14 protein-coding genes and 1 pseudogene are annotated in these 16,314 nt (G+C 57.9%); 8 read left to right on the forward strand and 7 right to left on the reverse strand.

Translation table 11 applies throughout. The features are described from left to right. Window positions 1-242 precede the first annotated feature (242 nt). Window positions 243-1,433, forward strand: coding sequence for a hypothetical protein (locus VEH04_15510; GenBank protein HYG24186.1), 1,191 nt, complete (start codon window positions 243-245; stop codon window positions 1,431-1,433). A 4-nt stretch (window positions 1,434-1,437) separates the two neighbouring features. On the opposite strand, the gene VEH04_15515 is transcribed toward VEH04_15510, so the two are convergent. The 6 genes from VEH04_15515 to rplU form a co-directional block, all read right to left on the reverse strand. After that, window positions 1,438-2,484, reverse strand: a complete 1,047-nt coding sequence (locus VEH04_15515) for a low specificity L-threonine aldolase (protein HYG24187.1) — start codon at window positions 2,482-2,484, stop codon at window positions 1,438-1,440. Window positions 2,485-2,497: 13 nt separating this feature from the next. Further along, window positions 2,498-2,644 carry a hypothetical protein gene (locus tag VEH04_15520; GenBank protein ID HYG24188.1) on the reverse strand — a complete coding sequence of 49 codons (147 nt, stop codon included), beginning with the start codon at window positions 2,642-2,644 and terminating at the stop codon, window positions 2,498-2,500. Then, window positions 2,641-4,260, reverse strand: coding sequence for a sodium-dependent transporter (locus tag VEH04_15525; GenBank protein ID HYG24189.1), 1,620 nt, complete (start codon window positions 4,258-4,260; stop codon window positions 2,641-2,643). The genes VEH04_15520 and VEH04_15525 overlap by 4 nt, the downstream gene beginning before the upstream one ends. 72 nt (window positions 4,261-4,332) lie before the next feature. Next, window positions 4,333-5,508 carry a GTPase ObgE gene (gene obgE, locus VEH04_15530; GenBank protein ID HYG24190.1) on the reverse strand — a complete coding sequence of 392 codons (1,176 nt, stop codon included), beginning with the start codon at window positions 5,506-5,508 and terminating at the stop codon, window positions 4,333-4,335. Window positions 5,509-5,661: 153 nt separating this feature from the next. Beyond that, complete coding sequence (gene rpmA, locus VEH04_15535; protein ID HYG24191.1) at window positions 5,662-5,928, reverse strand: 50S ribosomal protein L27; 267 nt, start codon at window positions 5,926-5,928, stop codon at window positions 5,662-5,664. Window positions 5,929-5,934: 6 nt separating this feature from the next. Then, complete coding sequence (rplU, locus tag VEH04_15540) at window positions 5,935-6,246, reverse strand: 50S ribosomal protein L21 (protein ID HYG24192.1); 312 nt, start codon at window positions 6,244-6,246, stop codon at window positions 5,935-5,937. A gap of 155 nt (window positions 6,247-6,401) precedes the next feature. Between rplU and lspA the strand changes: the two genes are divergently transcribed. The 6 genes from lspA to VEH04_15570 all read left to right on the forward strand — a co-directional run bounded on the left by lspA (window position 6,402) and on the right by VEH04_15570 (window position 14,519). Further along, window positions 6,402-6,947, forward strand: coding sequence for a signal peptidase II (gene lspA / locus VEH04_15545; GenBank protein HYG24193.1), 546 nt, complete (start codon window positions 6,402-6,404; stop codon window positions 6,945-6,947). 6 nt (window positions 6,948-6,953) lie between these two features. Beyond that, on the forward strand, window positions 6,954-7,892 hold the full coding sequence (locus tag VEH04_15550; protein ID HYG24194.1) for an RluA family pseudouridine synthase: 939 nt from the start codon (window positions 6,954-6,956) through the stop codon (window positions 7,890-7,892). A gap of 169 nt (window positions 7,893-8,061) precedes the next feature. Then, window positions 8,062-9,039, forward strand: coding sequence for a PRC-barrel domain-containing protein (locus VEH04_15555; GenBank protein HYG24195.1), 978 nt, complete (start codon window positions 8,062-8,064; stop codon window positions 9,037-9,039). 230 nt (window positions 9,040-9,269) lie between these two features. Continuing rightward, complete coding sequence (locus VEH04_15560; protein HYG24196.1) at window positions 9,270-11,843, forward strand: CHASE domain-containing protein; 2,574 nt, start codon at window positions 9,270-9,272, stop codon at window positions 11,841-11,843. Window positions 11,844-11,942: 99 nt separating this feature from the next. After that, window positions 11,943-12,545, forward strand: coding sequence for a LemA family protein (locus VEH04_15565; GenBank protein HYG24197.1), 603 nt, complete (start codon window positions 11,943-11,945; stop codon window positions 12,543-12,545). Window positions 12,546-12,551: 6 nt separating this feature from the next. Beyond that, complete coding sequence (locus VEH04_15570; GenBank protein ID HYG24198.1) at window positions 12,552-14,519, forward strand: M48 family metallopeptidase; 1,968 nt, start codon at window positions 12,552-12,554, stop codon at window positions 14,517-14,519. Between the two features lie 15 nt (window positions 14,520-14,534). Here the strand turns inward: VEH04_15570 and VEH04_15575 are convergent, their stop codons facing one another. Next, window positions 14,535-15,035, reverse strand: coding sequence for a zinc ribbon domain-containing protein (locus VEH04_15575; protein HYG24199.1), 501 nt, complete (start codon window positions 15,033-15,035; stop codon window positions 14,535-14,537). A 257-nt stretch (window positions 15,036-15,292) separates the two neighbouring features. Between VEH04_15575 and VEH04_15580 the strand changes: the two are divergent. After that, a pseudogene (locus VEH04_15580) lies at window positions 15,293-16,258 on the forward strand (glycoside hydrolase family 43 protein). Window positions 16,259-16,314 lie beyond the last annotated feature (56 nt).

Genomic DNA, 16,314 nt, shown 5'->3' on the forward strand with positions numbered 1-16,314 from the left:
GCAGTGCAGCGACAATTTGCAAAAGTTTTTTTGCAAAATCGGATCAGGTGTTCAGCCCAGCCGCCTCAACCGCGAACGCTGCAAGTGACGTCGACAAAATGTAATCCTCGAAACGATTGTGTCCAAAACGGGGCCGCTACTGGTTCATTCGTGCGATTGAATTACAAACACCGTTCGTCCGTGGAACGCCAAAGTGCGTTCCTCCTCTTTACAGCGAATAATCTTCAGCCAATCTACAAGGCATGAAATCAAGGATGCTCGCCCTGACAGCAATTCTGCTTGCTGCCACCTTGCTCACTGCCCATGCGGCGCCGTGGTTTGGCACCAAATCGAAAGCCGAAAAGAAACAAAAGGTTCCAGGCGTGGAAATGGCGCAAACCATTTCCATGATCACGGGCGTCGCCATTTCGCCTCTCCTGGGAGTGGGCGCGGTGGGCGCGTGGCAATACTTCGAAGCCAAGACACCCGAGCAAAAGGCAAAGCTGCACTGGTACGCGAATCCCGCTTTCTGGGTTCCCGCGCTGGTGCTGGTCGCATTGTGTTTCATCAAGGACACATTCGGGACCGCTCTTCCCACGGCGCTCAAAAAGCCCCTCGATGTCGCTGACACGATCGAGAACAAGATCAGCGGCCTCGTTGCAACAGGCGCGTTTGTCCCATTGGCCGTGACGTTGTTCCAGCAGGGCAACCCAGGGGATGGCGCATCTCTTGCCTCGCTGGGATTTGCCGCGATCGACTTCGGCTGGCTTTATACGGCACTCGTCATTCCGCTGGCCATGCTGGCCTTCTTCATCGTCTTTCTCGCTTCCAATGCGATCAACATCCTGATCCTGCTCAGTCCGTTCACAATCATTGACACTGCGTTGAAGGGATTTCGCCTCGCGCTCCTTGCAAGTGTTGCGGGAACCGCATGGATCGACCCGTGGCTTGGGGCCGCCTGGGCATTGATCATCATTGCGTTCGCGTATTGCATCGCAGGCTGGTCGTTCCGGTTGTCGCACTTCGGGCTCGTTTTCATCTGGGATTTCGTCACCGGCCGGTGCAAGCGGTTTGTACCGCATGCGACTGAGAACAAATTGTTCCTGGCACGGAAAATCGAGAAGGCGCCCGCCCGCACGTATGGCCGCCTCACACGCGATGCCAGCGGAGCACTCGTGCTCAGATACCGGCCGTGGCTGGTGCTTCCCGAAAAGACGCAGACGCTGCCTGCGGGGCGTTATCTGGCAGGATGCGGGTTCCTCTACTCGGAGGTAGTGCGTGTTGAAGGCGGCGAGGCGAAGACCATGCTGCTGCTGCCACCGCGATACGTGGGGCACGAGGAGCAATTTGCGCAGGTTTACGGATTGGCGGGAACACGCGAGGTGGGATTACGCGCAGCCTGGACCTGGCTCAAAGGCACATTCCGCGGACGGCCCGCAGCGGTTCCCGCGTGAACGATTATTGCTCGGTTGCGAAGCGTCGGAGGTCTGCAGCGAACGCATCGACATCTTCGGGCGTTGTGTCCCAGCTGCACATCAAACGCGCATAATCGAATCCCACATTCGTGTAGAACTTCCATCCGCGCTCGTGCATGCGTTGCACGATGGCGTCTGGAATGGTCGCGAACAGCGCGTTCGTTTCGACAGGGTAAGCAATGTGGATAATTGGAATCGAAGCCAATTCCCGTTCCAGGCGCCGCGCCATGGCATTCGCGTGGGCGGCATGCTTTAACCACGCATTGTCACGCAACGTGCCGAGCCACGGTGCGGAGAGGAATCGCATTTTTGACGCCAGCTGGCCGCCTTGTTTGCAGCGATAATCAAACTCCCGCGCGAGATCGTGATTGAAGAACACCACGGCTTCTCCGAGGCCGATGCCGTTCTTCGTGCCTCCAAAGCTGAGGACGTCAACCCCGCACTGCCACGTCAGTTCCTTTGGGCTCAGGTTCAAAGCGGCCACGGCATTGGCGAAGCGGGCGCCATCCATGTGCATCCGCAAATCGAACCGCCGCGCAATCGACGCGAGATGCTTCAACTCGGCAGGTGAATACAGCGTGCCGGCTTCTGTTGCCTGAGTGAGGCTGATCGCGCGCGGCTTCGGGTAATGAATGTCCGTGCGCTTCTGAACGGCTTGCTCGATGGCGGACGGATCGATCTTTCCGTTTGCGCCCGGGAGCAGCAGCACCTTCATCCCGTTTGCAAAAAATTCGGGCGCGCCGCACTCCGAAACCTCAACGTGCGCGAGCTCGTGGCACAGGATGCTGTGATACGATTGGCATAATGCCGCGAGGGAAAGGGAATTGGCGGCAGTTCCGTTGAAGACAAAGAATACTTCGCAGTCGGTTTCAAACACCTCGCGAATCAGGTCGGAGGCCCGCTTCGTCCATGAGTCATTTCCGTAGCTGACTTCATGTCCCTCATTGGCCTCAAGCATTGCAGCGAGCGCCTCGGGACAGATTCCTGAATAATTATCGCTGGCAAACTGGCGCCGGTTGTTCGTGTTCATCAAATCGCGAAAATCAATCCTCTCCCTTCTGGATATCCTCAATGCCGTGAATGTGCTCATCGGGTTTGGCTTCTGTCAGGATGCGGTAGATGCACCAGCCGAAAAGGGCCACCACGAAGGACACGGACACAATCATGTTGATCCAGCCGCCGGTTGTCATGGTTGTTTCTCCCTGGATGTTGAATTGCCCGCCTTGTCCCAGCGTCTGCCAGCCGCGGCGGTGGTAATGATGAAAAATGTGATAATCAGGACGATCAGCGCGACACTCATGCGCGCGACCGGGCTGGCTGTTGGGCCGTAAAGATCCGTGACATAACTTGTCGGCTCAAACGTTCGCGTGGCTGGGTTCCATCCGAATACCTTGAACCACACCCAGAATCCAAAAATTGTCAGGAGATAAAGCGGGCAGACGTATTTGATGATGAGCTTGAAGAACGAAGGAATCCGGAGCGACGCGCCCTTATGCGCCTCCTTCCAGCCCTCTTCAATTCCGAGGACCCACCCAAACACGATGATTAGAACGGTCGCGAGCAGGAATATCAGGAAAGTGCCCACCCAGAAATCAATCGTATCGAGCGCCTTCAGGTCCTTGCTGAAGTAAACCACGAACAGGCATCCCATGGCGGTCATCAGGCCCAGCAGGCTGATGGACTGTTTGCGATTGAGGCCGAGGCCTTCCTCGAGAAACGCGATGCCCGGCTGCAGCATGGACAGCGAGCTGGTAATCGCCGCAAGGAACAGCAGGAAGAACCAGGCGGCGCCAAAAAACTGCGGAGCCGGCATTTTGGAGAACACGAGAGGAAGGACTTTGAATCCGAGCCCAAACGTTCCCTGGCCGATGATTCCCGCCGCGCCGAGAAACACGAATGCTGCTGGAACCGTGATCATTCCACCCAGGCCCACTTCGCAAAATTCATTCGCGCTCGTGGCGGTCAGGCCGCTTAAAACGATATCGTCCTTTTCGCGGAGATAACTGGAATAGGTGATGATCACCCCGAAACCGACAGACAACGAAAAGAACACCTGCCCAGCGGCTTCAAGCCACAGTTGGGGATTCCGAAGTTGCTGGGAGATGTCGCCCGGATTCCACATATAGCCGAGCCCATTGATTAAAGATTGTTCGGGCAGGGCCGGGTCGGGTGTCCCCAGCGTGAGAACGCGCACGAGGACAATGATGGCGAGGAGTATGAGCGTGGGCATGCCCCAGCGGCAGAACGCTTCAATCCCTTTGGAGATCCCCCGGTAAATGATTGCGAAGTTAATCGCGAAGACAATCACCAGGAACACGACCACCTGGTTGTGGCCCTGTGATACGGTCAAGCCGTTCTCAGTGGCGCCAACAAACCGCGCCCAAAAATCGCCGTAGGAACTGACATCGGTCCCGAGATTCAGGGCCCCGCTGGCTGAATACCATGCGTAACCGAGGCACCACGCCTCGATATACACGTAATACATGTAAATCGTGACAGGGATGATGGCACCCAGCACGCCGATGTACTTCCCCGCAGGGTGTCGAATAAGAGCGTAGAAAATCCCGGGGCTGGAACGAAATCCCTTCTGTCCTGCGTATCGTCCGAGAGTCCATTCCGCCCAGCAGATGGGAATTCCCAGGATGAGCAGCGAAATGAAATAGGCGATCATGAACCCGCCGCTGCCGTACTTGGCGGCGAGTCCCGGAAAGCGCAGGAAATTGCCCAGCCCGACGGCGCTTCCGGCGACGGCCATGATCACTCCGAGCCGCGAACTCCACGATTCCCGAATTAGGCCGGTGGTCATGGAGTCAGGTTTCTACCGGGGTTCCTGCCCGACCGCCAGCCGGAACTCGAAAGGTGCGGCAAATTCTATGAACTATTTTGCGGCGGCAACGGCGTCGCGAATCATCTGCTTGAACGTTTCGATTCCTTCATCGAACGCAGCGGCGATCGGCAGAACTGGCGTTTTTCGAACGCGCCGTTTGAACTTCTTCAAATTTTCGGCGGCGGGTTCCTCATCCATTTTGTTCGCAACAACAAGGCGCGGCCGCTCGATCAAGGCCGGCGCATAAAGCTCGAGTTCCTTCAGCAGTTTGCGGTAGTCGTCCCAGGGTTCCCGTCCGTCACTGCCCGCCATGTCGACCAGCACCACCAGGACTTTGCAGCGTTGAATGTGGCGCAGGAATGCGTGGCCAAGGCCGACATTTTGATGGGCGCCTTCAATCAAACCGGGAACGTCACAAACAGTGAGGCGGTGAAAGTCTGAGTATTCTACGATGCCGATTTGCGGGTGCAAAGTGGTGAACGGATACGGCGCCACTTTTGGACGGGCGCGTGAAATGGCTGTCAGGAGAGTGGACTTTCCGGCATTCGGATATCCCACCAACCCGACCTCTGCCACAATTCGCAATTCCAGCAGGAATTCACCTTCGTCGCCTGCCTCGCCAGGTTGCGCAAATCGCGGTGTCTGGCGAACCGACGTGGCGAAGTTTCGATTTCCCAAGCCGCCGCGGCCGCCTTTGCACAGCAAAAACTGCTGGCCGTGTTGCGTCAGGTCGGCCACCAATTCGCCCTTCGAGGCATCGTGCTTCTCGCCCGGGGTTTCGGTTTCGGCAGAAAGGTCGACTTCCATGGCAGCTGCACCGGCTGCGTGACGGATCACCGCCCGCTGGCTGCCGCTGAATCTCAACAAGGGCTTGGGCGGTTCAACTTCGTCCGCTTCATCGTCATCAGCCTCTTCGGGTTTCGGCTGGGACGGCAATCGCCAGACCAGCGTTCCACACGGGACCTTGATGATCAGGTCCTTCCCGGCGAGGCCATCCATGCCCTTGCCCATGCCGCCTTTGCCGTCTTGGGCGATCAGTCTGGGTTGATAATATTGGCCGATCAGGTTGTTCAAGTCATGATCCGCCTGCAAGATGACACTTCCGCCGCGTCCTCCGTTGCCGCCGCTCGGGCCGCCCTTGGGAATGTAGGCTTCACGATGAAACGCGATAGCGCCTTTTCCGCCATGGCCGGCGCGGGCATACACTTTGATTTCATCGATAAACATGCGTTGATTCTCTCCTGCTCGGCCTGACCTTGTGAATCAGGCGTTAAATCACTTATCTCCTGCGGGCGGGCCGGACGCAAGTGCGGCCGGGGGCTGTTGCGGAAACAAAAAAGGCGAGGCCGAAACCTCGCCTTGAAATGGAACGAACAAAACCTAGTTTTGCGCGGTGGCTTGAGCTTCTGCGACGATGTTCACGCGGCGGCTGTCCTTGTCGAACATCACCTTGCCGTCTGCGAGGGCGAACAAAGTCCAATCGCGGCCGGTGCCTACATTCTGGCCCGCGAGGAACTTGGTGCCGCGCTGCCGAACGAGAATGCTGCCCGCGGTGACGAACTGTCCTCCGAAACGCTTGACGCCAAGCCGTTTGCTGACGCTGTCGCGCCCGTTGCGAACGCTGCCTTGACCTTTCTTATGTGCCATAAACTCTTAAGCTTTAATTTCCTTGATCTTGACGACCGTCAGTTCCTGACGATGTCCGATGCTTTTGTGATAGCCCTTGCGGCGTTTCATCTTGAACGTGAGTTTCTTTTCGCCGCGGATGTGCTCGACTACGTCGGCGACAACAGAAGCGCTGGCGACCGTAGGGGCGCCGACCGTGACTTTGCCGTCATTGCTGACGAGCAGGACGCGGTCAAAAGTGAAGGGCTGGCCGGCGTCCACAGCGAGACGTTCGACCTGGAGCGTATCGCCCGCGCTAACGCGATACTGTTTGCTTCCGGTTTCTAATACAGCGTACATAAAATGATTTCCCCGCAAAAGGGACGGTGATGAGACCAGAATTCAAAATGGGTGTCAACGCCTCATTTTTCCACGCATCGACAGGCTGTCAACGTGCCGAAACGGAAAAGAATTTGTTTTTTCACCGCTGGATCTGTTAAATCACCGCTTCTCGTATGAACCCGATTGGCAACCCCCTGCGCACGCCTGAATGGCGGATCGCCGCGCTTGCCTTGTCGATCGTCGCACTGGATCAGCTTTCCAAAGCAATTGTCCTCCGTTTTCTCGGGTACGAGGAGGAGCGGGTCATCATCGAAGGCTTCTTCAAGCTGGTGCATTGGGGAAACACGGGCGCAGCCTGGAGTTTGTTCAAGGGCAATAATCTCCTGCTGGCCGTGATCGCTGTGGCCGCATTGATTGTTCTCTACCTCACCCGCCGTCACTTCGATACCCGCTCCCGGCTTGGCCAGGTGGCGTTCGGCCTCATCGTCGGTGGCATCATCGGGAACTTGATCGACCGATTGCTCCCCACCCGCCGGCATGTCATCGATTTCCTGTATTTTTACGTTGAACGCCAGGGACAGGTGCATGGATTTCCGGCTTTCAACGTTGCGGATACCGCAATCTGCACCGGGGTGGGGCTGGTCTTTCTGCTGACATGGCGCGCTGAACGCACCGCCCGCACCGTGCAATCGCCTGCCGCGGAAACTGAGCTACGTTGACGGCCAATGAACGGTCGAACCGAAGTGGTCATCGTTTGCAGGACGCTTCCCTCTCAACGGCTGGATATCTTTCTCCGGGACGAATTTCCTGCCGTGTCACGCGGCGCCTTTCAACGACTAATTGACGAGGGGCATGTTCGCGTGGATGGGCGCACCGTCAAGACGACTCATGTCCCTCGCGCCGGCGAACGCATTGAGATCTTCTGGCCGGAAGCCAGGCCTGCGACTGCGCAGCCGCAGGAGATGCCGATGGATGTTCTGTACGAAGACGAATCCCTCCTCGTCATCAACAAGCCCCCAGGACTGGTGGTTCATCCGGCAGCGGGCCACGATGATAATACCCTCGTGAATGGCTTGCTCCATCACTGTCAGGGAGGCCTCAGCGGAATTGGCGGTGTTGCCCGGCCGGGAATTGTGCATCGGCTCGACAAGGAAACGAGCGGATGCCTGGTCGTGGCGAAGGACGATGCCGCCCACTTGGCCCTCTCCGCCCAATTTGCCGGTCGAACAGTAGAGAAGATTTATCACGCCATTGTCTGTGGGGAACTCGCAAAGGAAAACGGTGAGATTCGTGCTGCCATTGCACGGCATCCGTCTCATCGCAAAAGAATGGCTGTCAGCGATGGCAGCGGCCGCGAAGCACATACCAGTTATCGCGTGCTTGAGAAGTTGCGCTCAACGACCCTTGTCGAAGCCATCCTGCACACCGGGCGAACCCACCAGATTCGCGTCCATTTTCGACATTTGGGATTTCCGCTTGCGGGCGACGACACTTATGGCCAGCGGCAAAATCGCCGTTTGGAGGAACTGCTTGGGTTTGGCGCTCCTCGCGTGATGCTGCATGCTGTCACTCTCGCGTTTACCCATCCCGTGACTGGCCGCAGAACAAAGTTTGAGGCGCCGCGACCTGCGGATTTCGACGAGTTTTTGAAGTTAGTCCGCTGACTTGATTACATTGTTGGCCGCAGCGGGACCGTTCCCCTTCCTAAAGCAGGTTTCCTCCCCATTTGGCCCGTGTGGCACTGCATACGACTGTTCGCATACGTTTCGTTTCCGCGCCCCACGGTGTCGGACTTTCACGAGAAACAACAACCAAGAGGACAAAAACTTAATTATGAAAAAATCATTGATCACATGTCTGGCCTGCGCAGCTTCCGCGGCCGTTGCAGTCGCTGCCTCCAGCTCCACCGGCTCATCCGGTTCCTCAGGCTCGGGCACGTCGAGCAGTTCGTCGATCGGAAGTGACTCGTCAACGGGTTCGAGCAGCTCTGGAATGTCGGGCTCGTCGGGTTCACAAAGCTCGCAGAGTGGACAATCCGGCAGCTCTGGTTCATCCCTGGATCACAGCTCCAGCAGCAGCAGCGGCCTCAGCGCTACGGGTCGCAGCAGTTCTCAGGCAGTACGGGGAAGCAACCTCATGGGCTCACAAATCAAGGATCGATCGGGCAGCACCATCGGTCGCATCGAAGATGTAATCCTCAACCCCACGTCAGGCCGCATTGATTTCGCCGTGATTTCGTTGTCAGGCCAGGGATCGTCTGCGTCGGGCTTAAGCAGTTCAACCAGTACTTCCGACGGCACTTCCGGGGCGCACACCCAGAACAGCGGCACGGGCCAGGGAATGAATGCCGGCACCACCCAAAGCGGCGGTTCACAAGGCGGAGCTGGCACGACGTCTTCGACGACCTACGGTTCAGCCGGATCGAGTTCAAGCTCCTCAAGCGGGAAACTCATCCCGGTTCCGTGGTCGCTCCTGCAGACTGAATCGTCAAGCTCGGCCAGTTCCAGCTCGTCCTCGTTGGGCATGAGCAGCAGCAGCCAGCAAAGCTTCACGCTGAACGTGGACAGCACCAAGCTGCAGTCGGCCCCCTCACTTAGCCGCGGTAACTGGTCGGAGATCAGCCAATCCGGATTCAGCCAGCGCGTGAACTCACATTTTGGCGTCTCTGGGATGTCGGGTTCGACCGGCGGATCCGAATCACCTTACGGCTCCAGCACCGGTTCCAGTGACTCGAGCTCATCTGGATCAAGCATTCGATCGAGCGGCAGTTCCGGCTCGAGCGGTTCAAGCTCCGGAAGTTCCGATCAATAACAAATGTTCAACTCACGGCGCGGACCGTCGCGGTTCGCGCCTTTTGCTGTACTGATCAGTGGGGATTCACCTGATTCCAGCCAAGTCCTCCTAGCACATACGCTTTAATGGATTTTCGATACCCGAATGCCCCGACACTGCGAATGGTCGATTCGCCAGACTTCCGCCGGACAATGCACGGAAGGTTTGGATGACAACTCTTCCCTGCCTGGGCGGGGTAAGGCGTTTCTATGAAAGCCGTTGCTCGGCAAGTTTGGTTTCCGCTGGGAGTGCTGCTGGCTGGGCTGACTCTGACCATCTTCGCGACCTATTTTGCAAGCAGGACTGTCCATCTGCGGAATCGCGCCGAATTCGACAGCGCGGCTCAGCGCGCGCAGGCGGAGATCGGCCGTTCGCTTGAAACGTACATCGCGCTGATGCGCGGCGTGGCGGGGCTGTTCGCGTCGGAATCCAACATCACACACCCCGCTTACTCTGCATACGTGAACCGGCTGCAACTCGCGTCCAATTATCCCGGCGTCCAGGGAATTGGCTTCTCCCTCCGCGTTCCCGTCGATGATCGTGCCTCGATGGCAGCGTGGCTGAGCAGTCGGGCGTTCACGAACGTTACTCCGTGGCCTGACACACCGCGCGACGAATACCATGCAGTCGTGTTACTGGAACCTCAGGGCCCAAGAAACCGCGCGGCACTGGGCTATGACATGTTCTCCGATCCCGTTCGGCGCCAGGCTATGGAAATGGCGCGGGACACGGCGCGCCCTGTGGCGTCGCGAAGGGTGCGGCTGGTTCAGGAAATTGAGGAAGAGGAACAGCCCGGCTTTCTCATCTACACGCCTGTTTACGAAGATGGGAATATCCCGGAAACGATCGAGGAGCGACGGGCGCGTTTAAAAGGTTTTGCGTATTGTCCATTTCGTATTTGGGATTTTATCCGGAACGCACTCGATGCGACGCTCCTGGAGACGATCACCCTGGAAGTGCATGATGGCGAAACCCCGACTGAAGCGAACCTTGTGTATCGCTCGGGACCTGCGCCTGAAAAGTCAGGCAGTTTGTTCGTTCCAGATCAGCGCGTTCAGCTGTCGATCGCGTTTGCGGAACGCCGCTGGACGCTGGTCTGCTCGAGTTCCGCCACAGCCATGTTTGGATGGTGGGCACCTTACAGTATCGCGGGGATCGGAACCGCGCTAAGTTTGCTCCTGTTCTACCTGACGTCTGCCGAGGCCCGCGCCCGCGCCCGTGCAGAAACGAGCACGCGACAACTGCAGAAATCCGAGGCGGCGTTGCGCGACAGCGAAACACGCCTTCGCCTGATCGTGGAAAGCGCCCGCGATTATGCGATTTTCGCATTGGACATCGAAGGCCGCGTGGTGAGTTGGAATAGTGGCGCCGAACGGCTTTTTGGATACACGGAAACCGAGATCGTCGGCCGCAACGCCGGCTTGATCTTTACTCCCGAGGATCGGATTGCCGGTGCTCCGGAAGAGGAGTTGATGGAAGCTTCAAAAACAGGCGTCGCGCGCAGTGATCGCTGGCATGAACGCAACGACGGTTCACGGCTGTTTGTCAGCGGGATTATTCGCGTCATGGACGATTCCAAAGGCCACCGCGTCGGTTACATCAAAGTCGCGAGGGACGTGACTGAAAAGCTCGAAGCCGAAGCCAGCGTCCGGCGGGAACGAGACCTGTCGGAGATGGTCATCAACAGCCTTCCTGGTGTGTTCTACCTTTTTGACCAGAACGGAAACTGGGTGCGCTGGAACAAGAACCTGGAAAACATAACAGGGTATTCCACTGATGAAGTGGCGGCGAGGCGCCCGATCGAATTCTGTCCGCCAGACGACGTGGACCGCGTCAACGAAGCCATTCGCAGGGTTTTCGAAATTGGGCACGCCACCGTGGAATCGAACCTCATCACCCGCGACGGTTCTGCCATCCCGTTTCTCTGGCACGGGCGGCGGATCGTCTTCGACGGCATTCCGTGTTGCATCGGAATGGGAGTTGATATCACGGAACGCAAACGTGCCGAAAGCGAATTGCGCACGGCCCAGGAACAGCTGCGGGGTTACGCCGCGCAACTCGAGCATCGCGTCGCCGAGCGCACGGCCCATTTGCGCCAGAGCCTGCAGTCGCTCGAAAGCCTGCTGTACCACGTTGCGCACGACCTTCGTGCGCCGCTGCGTTCGATGTCCAGCTTCACCACGATTCTCCTGGATGAATACGCGCCGAATCTGGACGACAAGGCGCAGGATTATGCGCAGCGGATTGGGCAGTCGGCCCAGTTCATGGATGAACTTGTGCAGGACCTGCTCACGTACGGGCACCTTGCCCACTCAAAGATCAGCGTTTCAAATGTGAATCTGGAGACGCAGGTCGATACCGTACTGAAACAACTTTCCGCCCGCATTGCCGCTCGGAATGCAGTCGTTGAGGTGGAGCGTCCGCTTCCCAATGTGAAAGCCAGCAGTGCGGTTGTCAGCCAGATCGTCATGAACCTGGTGGACAACGCGTTGAAGTTTGTTCCAGCCGAGCGCACACCGCACGTGCGTATTCACGCCGACTCGAATTCAGGAGTGCGCCTGTGGGTCGAAGACAATGGCATCGGGATTCGCCCCGAATATCATGAACGCATTTTCCGGGTGTTCGAACGGTTGCACGCCGGGAATCGTTTTCCAGGCACGGGGATTGGGCTCGCTATCGTTTCCAAAGGCGCAGAGCGTATCGGCGCGCGGGCCGGCGTGGAATCAAACCCCGGCGAGGGCAGCCGGTTCTGGGTGGAGTTTCCAGCCATCGACGGGAATTAATGCGTTTTCGGGGGATTGGAGTTCCGGGGTGCATTTGTAATTGCCCGGCCTTCCGCTTTGTCCTAGCTGTAACGCAGTCAAAGAAAGGCAAACAAAATTATGACCTCCATCGGATTGATCATCCTGGCCGGGTTGGTGGTGTTGGCGCTGTTGCTCGTCATGTTTGGCGTCGGCGTCTACAACCGGCTCATAGGCCTGCGCAACCGTTTCAAGAACGCCTATTCACAAATCGATGTGCAATTGAAGCGCCGCTATGACCTGATTCCCAATCTCGTCGAAACGGCCAAAGGCTATCTCAAGCACGAACGCGAGACGCTGGAGAATGTCATCAAGGCCCGCAACGTCGCATATGCGGCATCTCAAACCGCGGCATCAACTCCCGGCGACGCCAGCGCAGTGAAGAATCTAGCGTCCGCGGAAGCAGGACTTGCTGGGGTACTCAGCCGTTTCATGGCGATTTCCGAAGCGTATCCCGACCTCAAGGCAAACCAGAACATGATGCAGTTGACCGAGGAACTGACATCCACGGAGAACAAGATTTCGTTTGCCCGGCAGGCGTACAACGACTCTGTCATGACCTACAACACCCAGCGCGAAGTGTTCCCTTCGAACATTGTTGCGGGGATGTTCAACTTCGGGCCCGCTGAACTGTTCGTGATCGAGCGGCAGGAGGAAAAAGCCGCACCCAAGGTTCAGTTCTAACGCGAAATGGATTTCTTCGATCGGCAGGACAAGGCGCGCCGCCAGACCAAGGTGCTGGTGGTGTACTTCCTCCTTGGCGTCGCGCTGCTGATCGCCGCCATTTATGTGGCCCTCGTGCTGGTCCTCCAGTGGCCTGAAACGTCACGGCGCTACATCGAGGCGCAGGGTTTTTCCTTGTGGAACCCCAGACTATTTCTCGGCACTGCCATCGGAACAGGCGCAGTGATCCTGATGGGAAGCCTATTCAAGACGCTGCAACTTTCCCGCGGCGGCAGCGCCGTGGCAAGCATGCTGGGTGGACGCGCGGTCAATCCCAACACTGCCGATCCCGACGAGCGCAAACTGCTGAACATTGTCGAGGAAATGGCGCTCGCCTCAGGCATCGCCGTCCCGCAGGTCTACGTGATGGATGAGGAGCTCGCGATCAACGCGTTCGCGGCGGGACACACCGAGAGCGATGCCGTGGTCGGAGTCACGCGCGGCTGCATGAAGCTCCTCTCCCGCGATGAACTGCAAGGCGTCATCGCACACGAATTCAGTCACATTCTCAATGGTGACATGCGGTTGAATTTGCGATTGATGGGCTGGATCTTTGGGATTTTTTGCATCTCGGTGATTGGACGCGTGCTCCTGCACACTCGCGGAGGCAGCCGTCGCGACAAGAATCCGCTGCCGCTCGTCGGCCTGGTCTTCCTGGCGTTGGGCGGGATCGGCGTGTTCTTCGGCCGATTGATCCAGGCTGCCGTGAGCCGGCAGCGCGAGTTCCTCGCGGATGCCGCCGCCGTCCAATTCACCCGCAACCCGCCCGGGCTTGCGGGTGCCCTGAAAAAAATTGGCGGCCTGGTCTACGGCTCCAAGCTGGAATCCCCGCACGCGACCGAGGCATCCCACCTGTTCTTTGGAAGGGGAACTGGTTCTGCATTCTCAGGCCTCATGTCGACGCACCCACCGCTGGAGGATCGCATTCGTGCCCTTGATCCTTCGTTCGACGGGACGTTCCCGCGGGTCGACGCAACTCGCGAAACTGACGTTGAACTGGAGGACCCGCGTGCACGGCGTCGCGGCGGATCTCCGTTTCCCTTTCCGTTCGAAGTTCCAGGATTGGCCCCTGCAAGCGAAGGACGGGAAATGGCTGTGCCCCCGGTGATCCCGGTCTCGGCTGTTGTGCCTGCGTCCGGCGCGCCTTCGCCCGGGCATCTGCGTTACGCGGTGCAATTGCGCAGATCCTTTTCGCCCGCCCTGCAAACGGCCACTCATGATTCCATGAGCGCAATGGCTGTCATCTACGCCCAGTTGCTCAGTTCTGACCCCCTTTTGCGAGACAGACAGTTGGAAAACATCGGCCGGCTCTCTTCAACAGGCGTTCGCCGCGAGGTCGAACGCGTTCTCCCCGACGTCACAGCGTTGGCCGTGCGTGCGCGGCTGCCGCTGGTGGATATGACATTGCCCGCTCTGCGCCAGATGTCGTTCGCCCAGTTCGAGGAATTTTCCCGCGCAATTCGCGAGCTGATCGAAAGCGATCACGAAATCGATCTGTTCGAATATGTCCTGCAAAAAATTGCGATTCGCCATATTGAGTCGCAATTCAAGCCGCCACGGACCGTTATCGTGCAGTTCTATACGATGCGCCCGCTCGCGGGTGACGCTGCAATCCTGATTTCGGCCATGGCTCATGCCGGATCAGGTGATCCCGGAATCGCGGCTGAGGCATTCAAGCGCGGTGCGATGCTGTTGACGCGCGGTTCCCAGATTGCACTCGATTTTGTCCCAGGTGAACGGTGCGGACTCGCGGAGATTGATGCGGCATTGGAGCGGCTGAACACGGCGGCCCCACAGCTCAAGAAGAACGTTTTGTTTGCGTGCGCCGCCACGGTCGCGGCCGACGGATGGATTCAAGAGAGCGAAGCGGAACTGCTGCGCGGCATCGCCGACACATTGGATTGCCCCTTGCCGCCGTTCATCCCCAAGGAATAATCGGGCGTCTGGGGGCTAGTAATCGTAAAGCCCGCTGTCCTTGCTGTATCCGCCTCCGCCCATCCCTCCGCCTTCTTCTCCCCCGAAATCACCCAGGAGGTCGCCCATGTCTGCTTCGATCTTTTCCGGATCCTCTCCTGCCTCAAGACGCTTGATCGCGATATCCAGTTCCTTTGGCGCAGTTCCGGGCGGCATGATGTCCTTCATCTTCCGCATCATGTGAGCCATGTGACGCGGGTTGTTTTCGTCCATGTGCTCCATGTCTCGCTCCATTTCTGCCATGGCGCGTGCCACGCGGGGGTCATCCAGATTCGGCATGGATTCATCTCCAGGCTCGCCGCCGCTTTCCGCGGGCGTTTCGGCGAGACCCTTGGTCATCGCGAATCGGCTCATCTGCTTTTCCATTTTTTTGTTGCCGCACTTTGGGCAAACGGGGAGGCGATCCGGATTAATCCGCTTCGAAAGGAAGCTGTAGATCTTCCGGCACTTCGGACAGGCAAATTCGTAAATGGGCATGACAGCTAAAATTCGCGACTTTCGGTTTTCTTCGCCACAAGAAAATGGAGCATGGCGCGAGGAGTATGCGTAAACCCGTTTTTTCCCTTCCCGTTTTGGTTGCGGTTCTGCCGCGCTGTGTGGTTCGTGGTTGGTCGTTTTTCCCGTCCTCGCCGCGCTGTCTCGCAAGTTTTCAAACCCGCCTCCGTATTCACGCCTGCCGACGGGCGACTCCGGTTCGGCTTGCTTTAGCGCAACCCGATGTTCATCTCTTTGCCATGACGCGCACGTTCCTGCACACGCTCATTGTTCTCACTGCGCTCGCGTTGCAATTGTACGCAGCCGGGGATGCTCTCACATGGTCGAATCCAATCCTCCTCCAACGTGCTGACCCGCACGTGGTGTTGCATTCCGACGGATGGTATTACTTCACTGCCACGGTGCCGGAATACGATCGCATTGAGCTTCGCCGCGCGCGGACACTGGGAGCATTAGCGAGCGCCGACTCCAAAGTGGTCTGGAGCAAACATGAGAGCGGCCCCATGAGCCATCACATCTGGGCGCCAGAAATTCACTTCATCGATGGCAAGTGGTACATCTATTTCGCCGCAGGCCGCGCGGAAGCAATTTGGGAGATCCGCCAATACGTTCTTGAGAATGCTTCGGCCAATCCGCTCGAGGGTGAGTGGACGGAAAAAGGACAGATCAAGATGAATTGGGAATCGTTCACGCTCGATGCCACGACATTCCAACATCGTGGAACACGTTACCTGGCATGGGCGCAAAGCTTTCCGGATGTCCGCGGCACGAGTCTGTTTCTCGCGAAAATGGATACGCCGTGGTCCATCAGCAGCACGCAGGTGTGCATCAGCAAACCCGAACTGCCATGGGAACGCATCGGACACAACGTCAATGAAGCGCCTGCTGTTATTCATCGAAACGGGCGCCTCTTCATGACGTATTCCGCCAGCGCGACGGATGCAAATTATTGTCTCGGCCTTCTTGCCGCCGATGAAAATGCAGACCCGCTGGATCCGAAATCATGGCGAAAATCTCCCGAACCCGTTTTCAAGAGCCATCGTGAGACGAGCCAGTACGGACCGGGTCATAATTGCTTCACGACAACTCCTGACGGCAAAACCGATATTCTCGTTTATCATGCGCGGCGTTACGAGCACATCCCGGGAGATCCGCTCGGCAATCCGGATCGCGCCACGCGCGCGCAGGTGATGGGCTGGAATTCGGATGGAACGCCGAACTTCAGTTACCCGGTTGCAGACGATTGGCGTCCGACGCATCG

Source organism: Verrucomicrobiia bacterium, from assembly GCA_035629175.1.
GTDB lineage: Bacteria > Verrucomicrobiota > Verrucomicrobiia > Limisphaerales > DASXHY01 > DASXHY01.

Bases quoted from the DNA above. Each gene is read 5' to 3' on its own strand.
- VEH04_15525 (HYG24189.1), bottom strand. From the start codon at position 4,260: ATGACCACCGGCCTAATTCGGGAATCGTGGAGTTCGCGGCTCGGAGTG.
- VEH04_15565 (HYG24197.1), top strand. From the start codon at position 11,943: ATGACCTCCATCGGATTGATCATCCTGGCCGGGTTGGTGGTGTTGGCG.
- VEH04_15570 (HYG24198.1), top strand. From the start codon at position 12,552: ATGGATTTCTTCGATCGGCAGGACAAGGCGCGCCGCCAGACCAAGGTG.
- VEH04_15520 (HYG24188.1), bottom strand. From the start codon at position 2,644: ATGACAACCGGCGGCTGGATCAACATGATTGTGTCCGTGTCCTTCGTG.
- VEH04_15575 (HYG24199.1), bottom strand. From the start codon at position 15,035: ATGCCCATTTACGAATTTGCCTGTCCGAAGTGCCGGAAGATCTACAGC.
- VEH04_15550 (HYG24194.1), top strand. From the start codon at position 6,954: ATGAACGGTCGAACCGAAGTGGTCATCGTTTGCAGGACGCTTCCCTCT.
- obgE (HYG24190.1), bottom strand. From the start codon at position 5,508: ATGTTTATCGATGAAATCAAAGTGTATGCCCGCGCCGGCCATGGCGGA.
- VEH04_15555 (HYG24195.1), top strand. From the start codon at position 8,062: ATGAAAAAATCATTGATCACATGTCTGGCCTGCGCAGCTTCCGCGGCC.
- VEH04_15560 (HYG24196.1), top strand. From the start codon at position 9,270: ATGAAAGCCGTTGCTCGGCAAGTTTGGTTTCCGCTGGGAGTGCTGCTG.
- rpmA (HYG24191.1), bottom strand. From the start codon at position 5,928: ATGGCACATAAGAAAGGTCAAGGCAGCGTTCGCAACGGGCGCGACAGC.
- lspA (HYG24193.1), top strand. From the start codon at position 6,402: ATGAACCCGATTGGCAACCCCCTGCGCACGCCTGAATGGCGGATCGCC.
- rplU (HYG24192.1), bottom strand. From the start codon at position 6,246: ATGTACGCTGTATTAGAAACCGGAAGCAAACAGTATCGCGTTAGCGCG.
- VEH04_15515 (HYG24187.1), bottom strand. From the start codon at position 2,484: ATGAACACGAACAACCGGCGCCAGTTTGCCAGCGATAATTATTCAGGA.
- VEH04_15510 (HYG24186.1), top strand. From the start codon at position 243: ATGAAATCAAGGATGCTCGCCCTGACAGCAATTCTGCTTGCTGCCACC.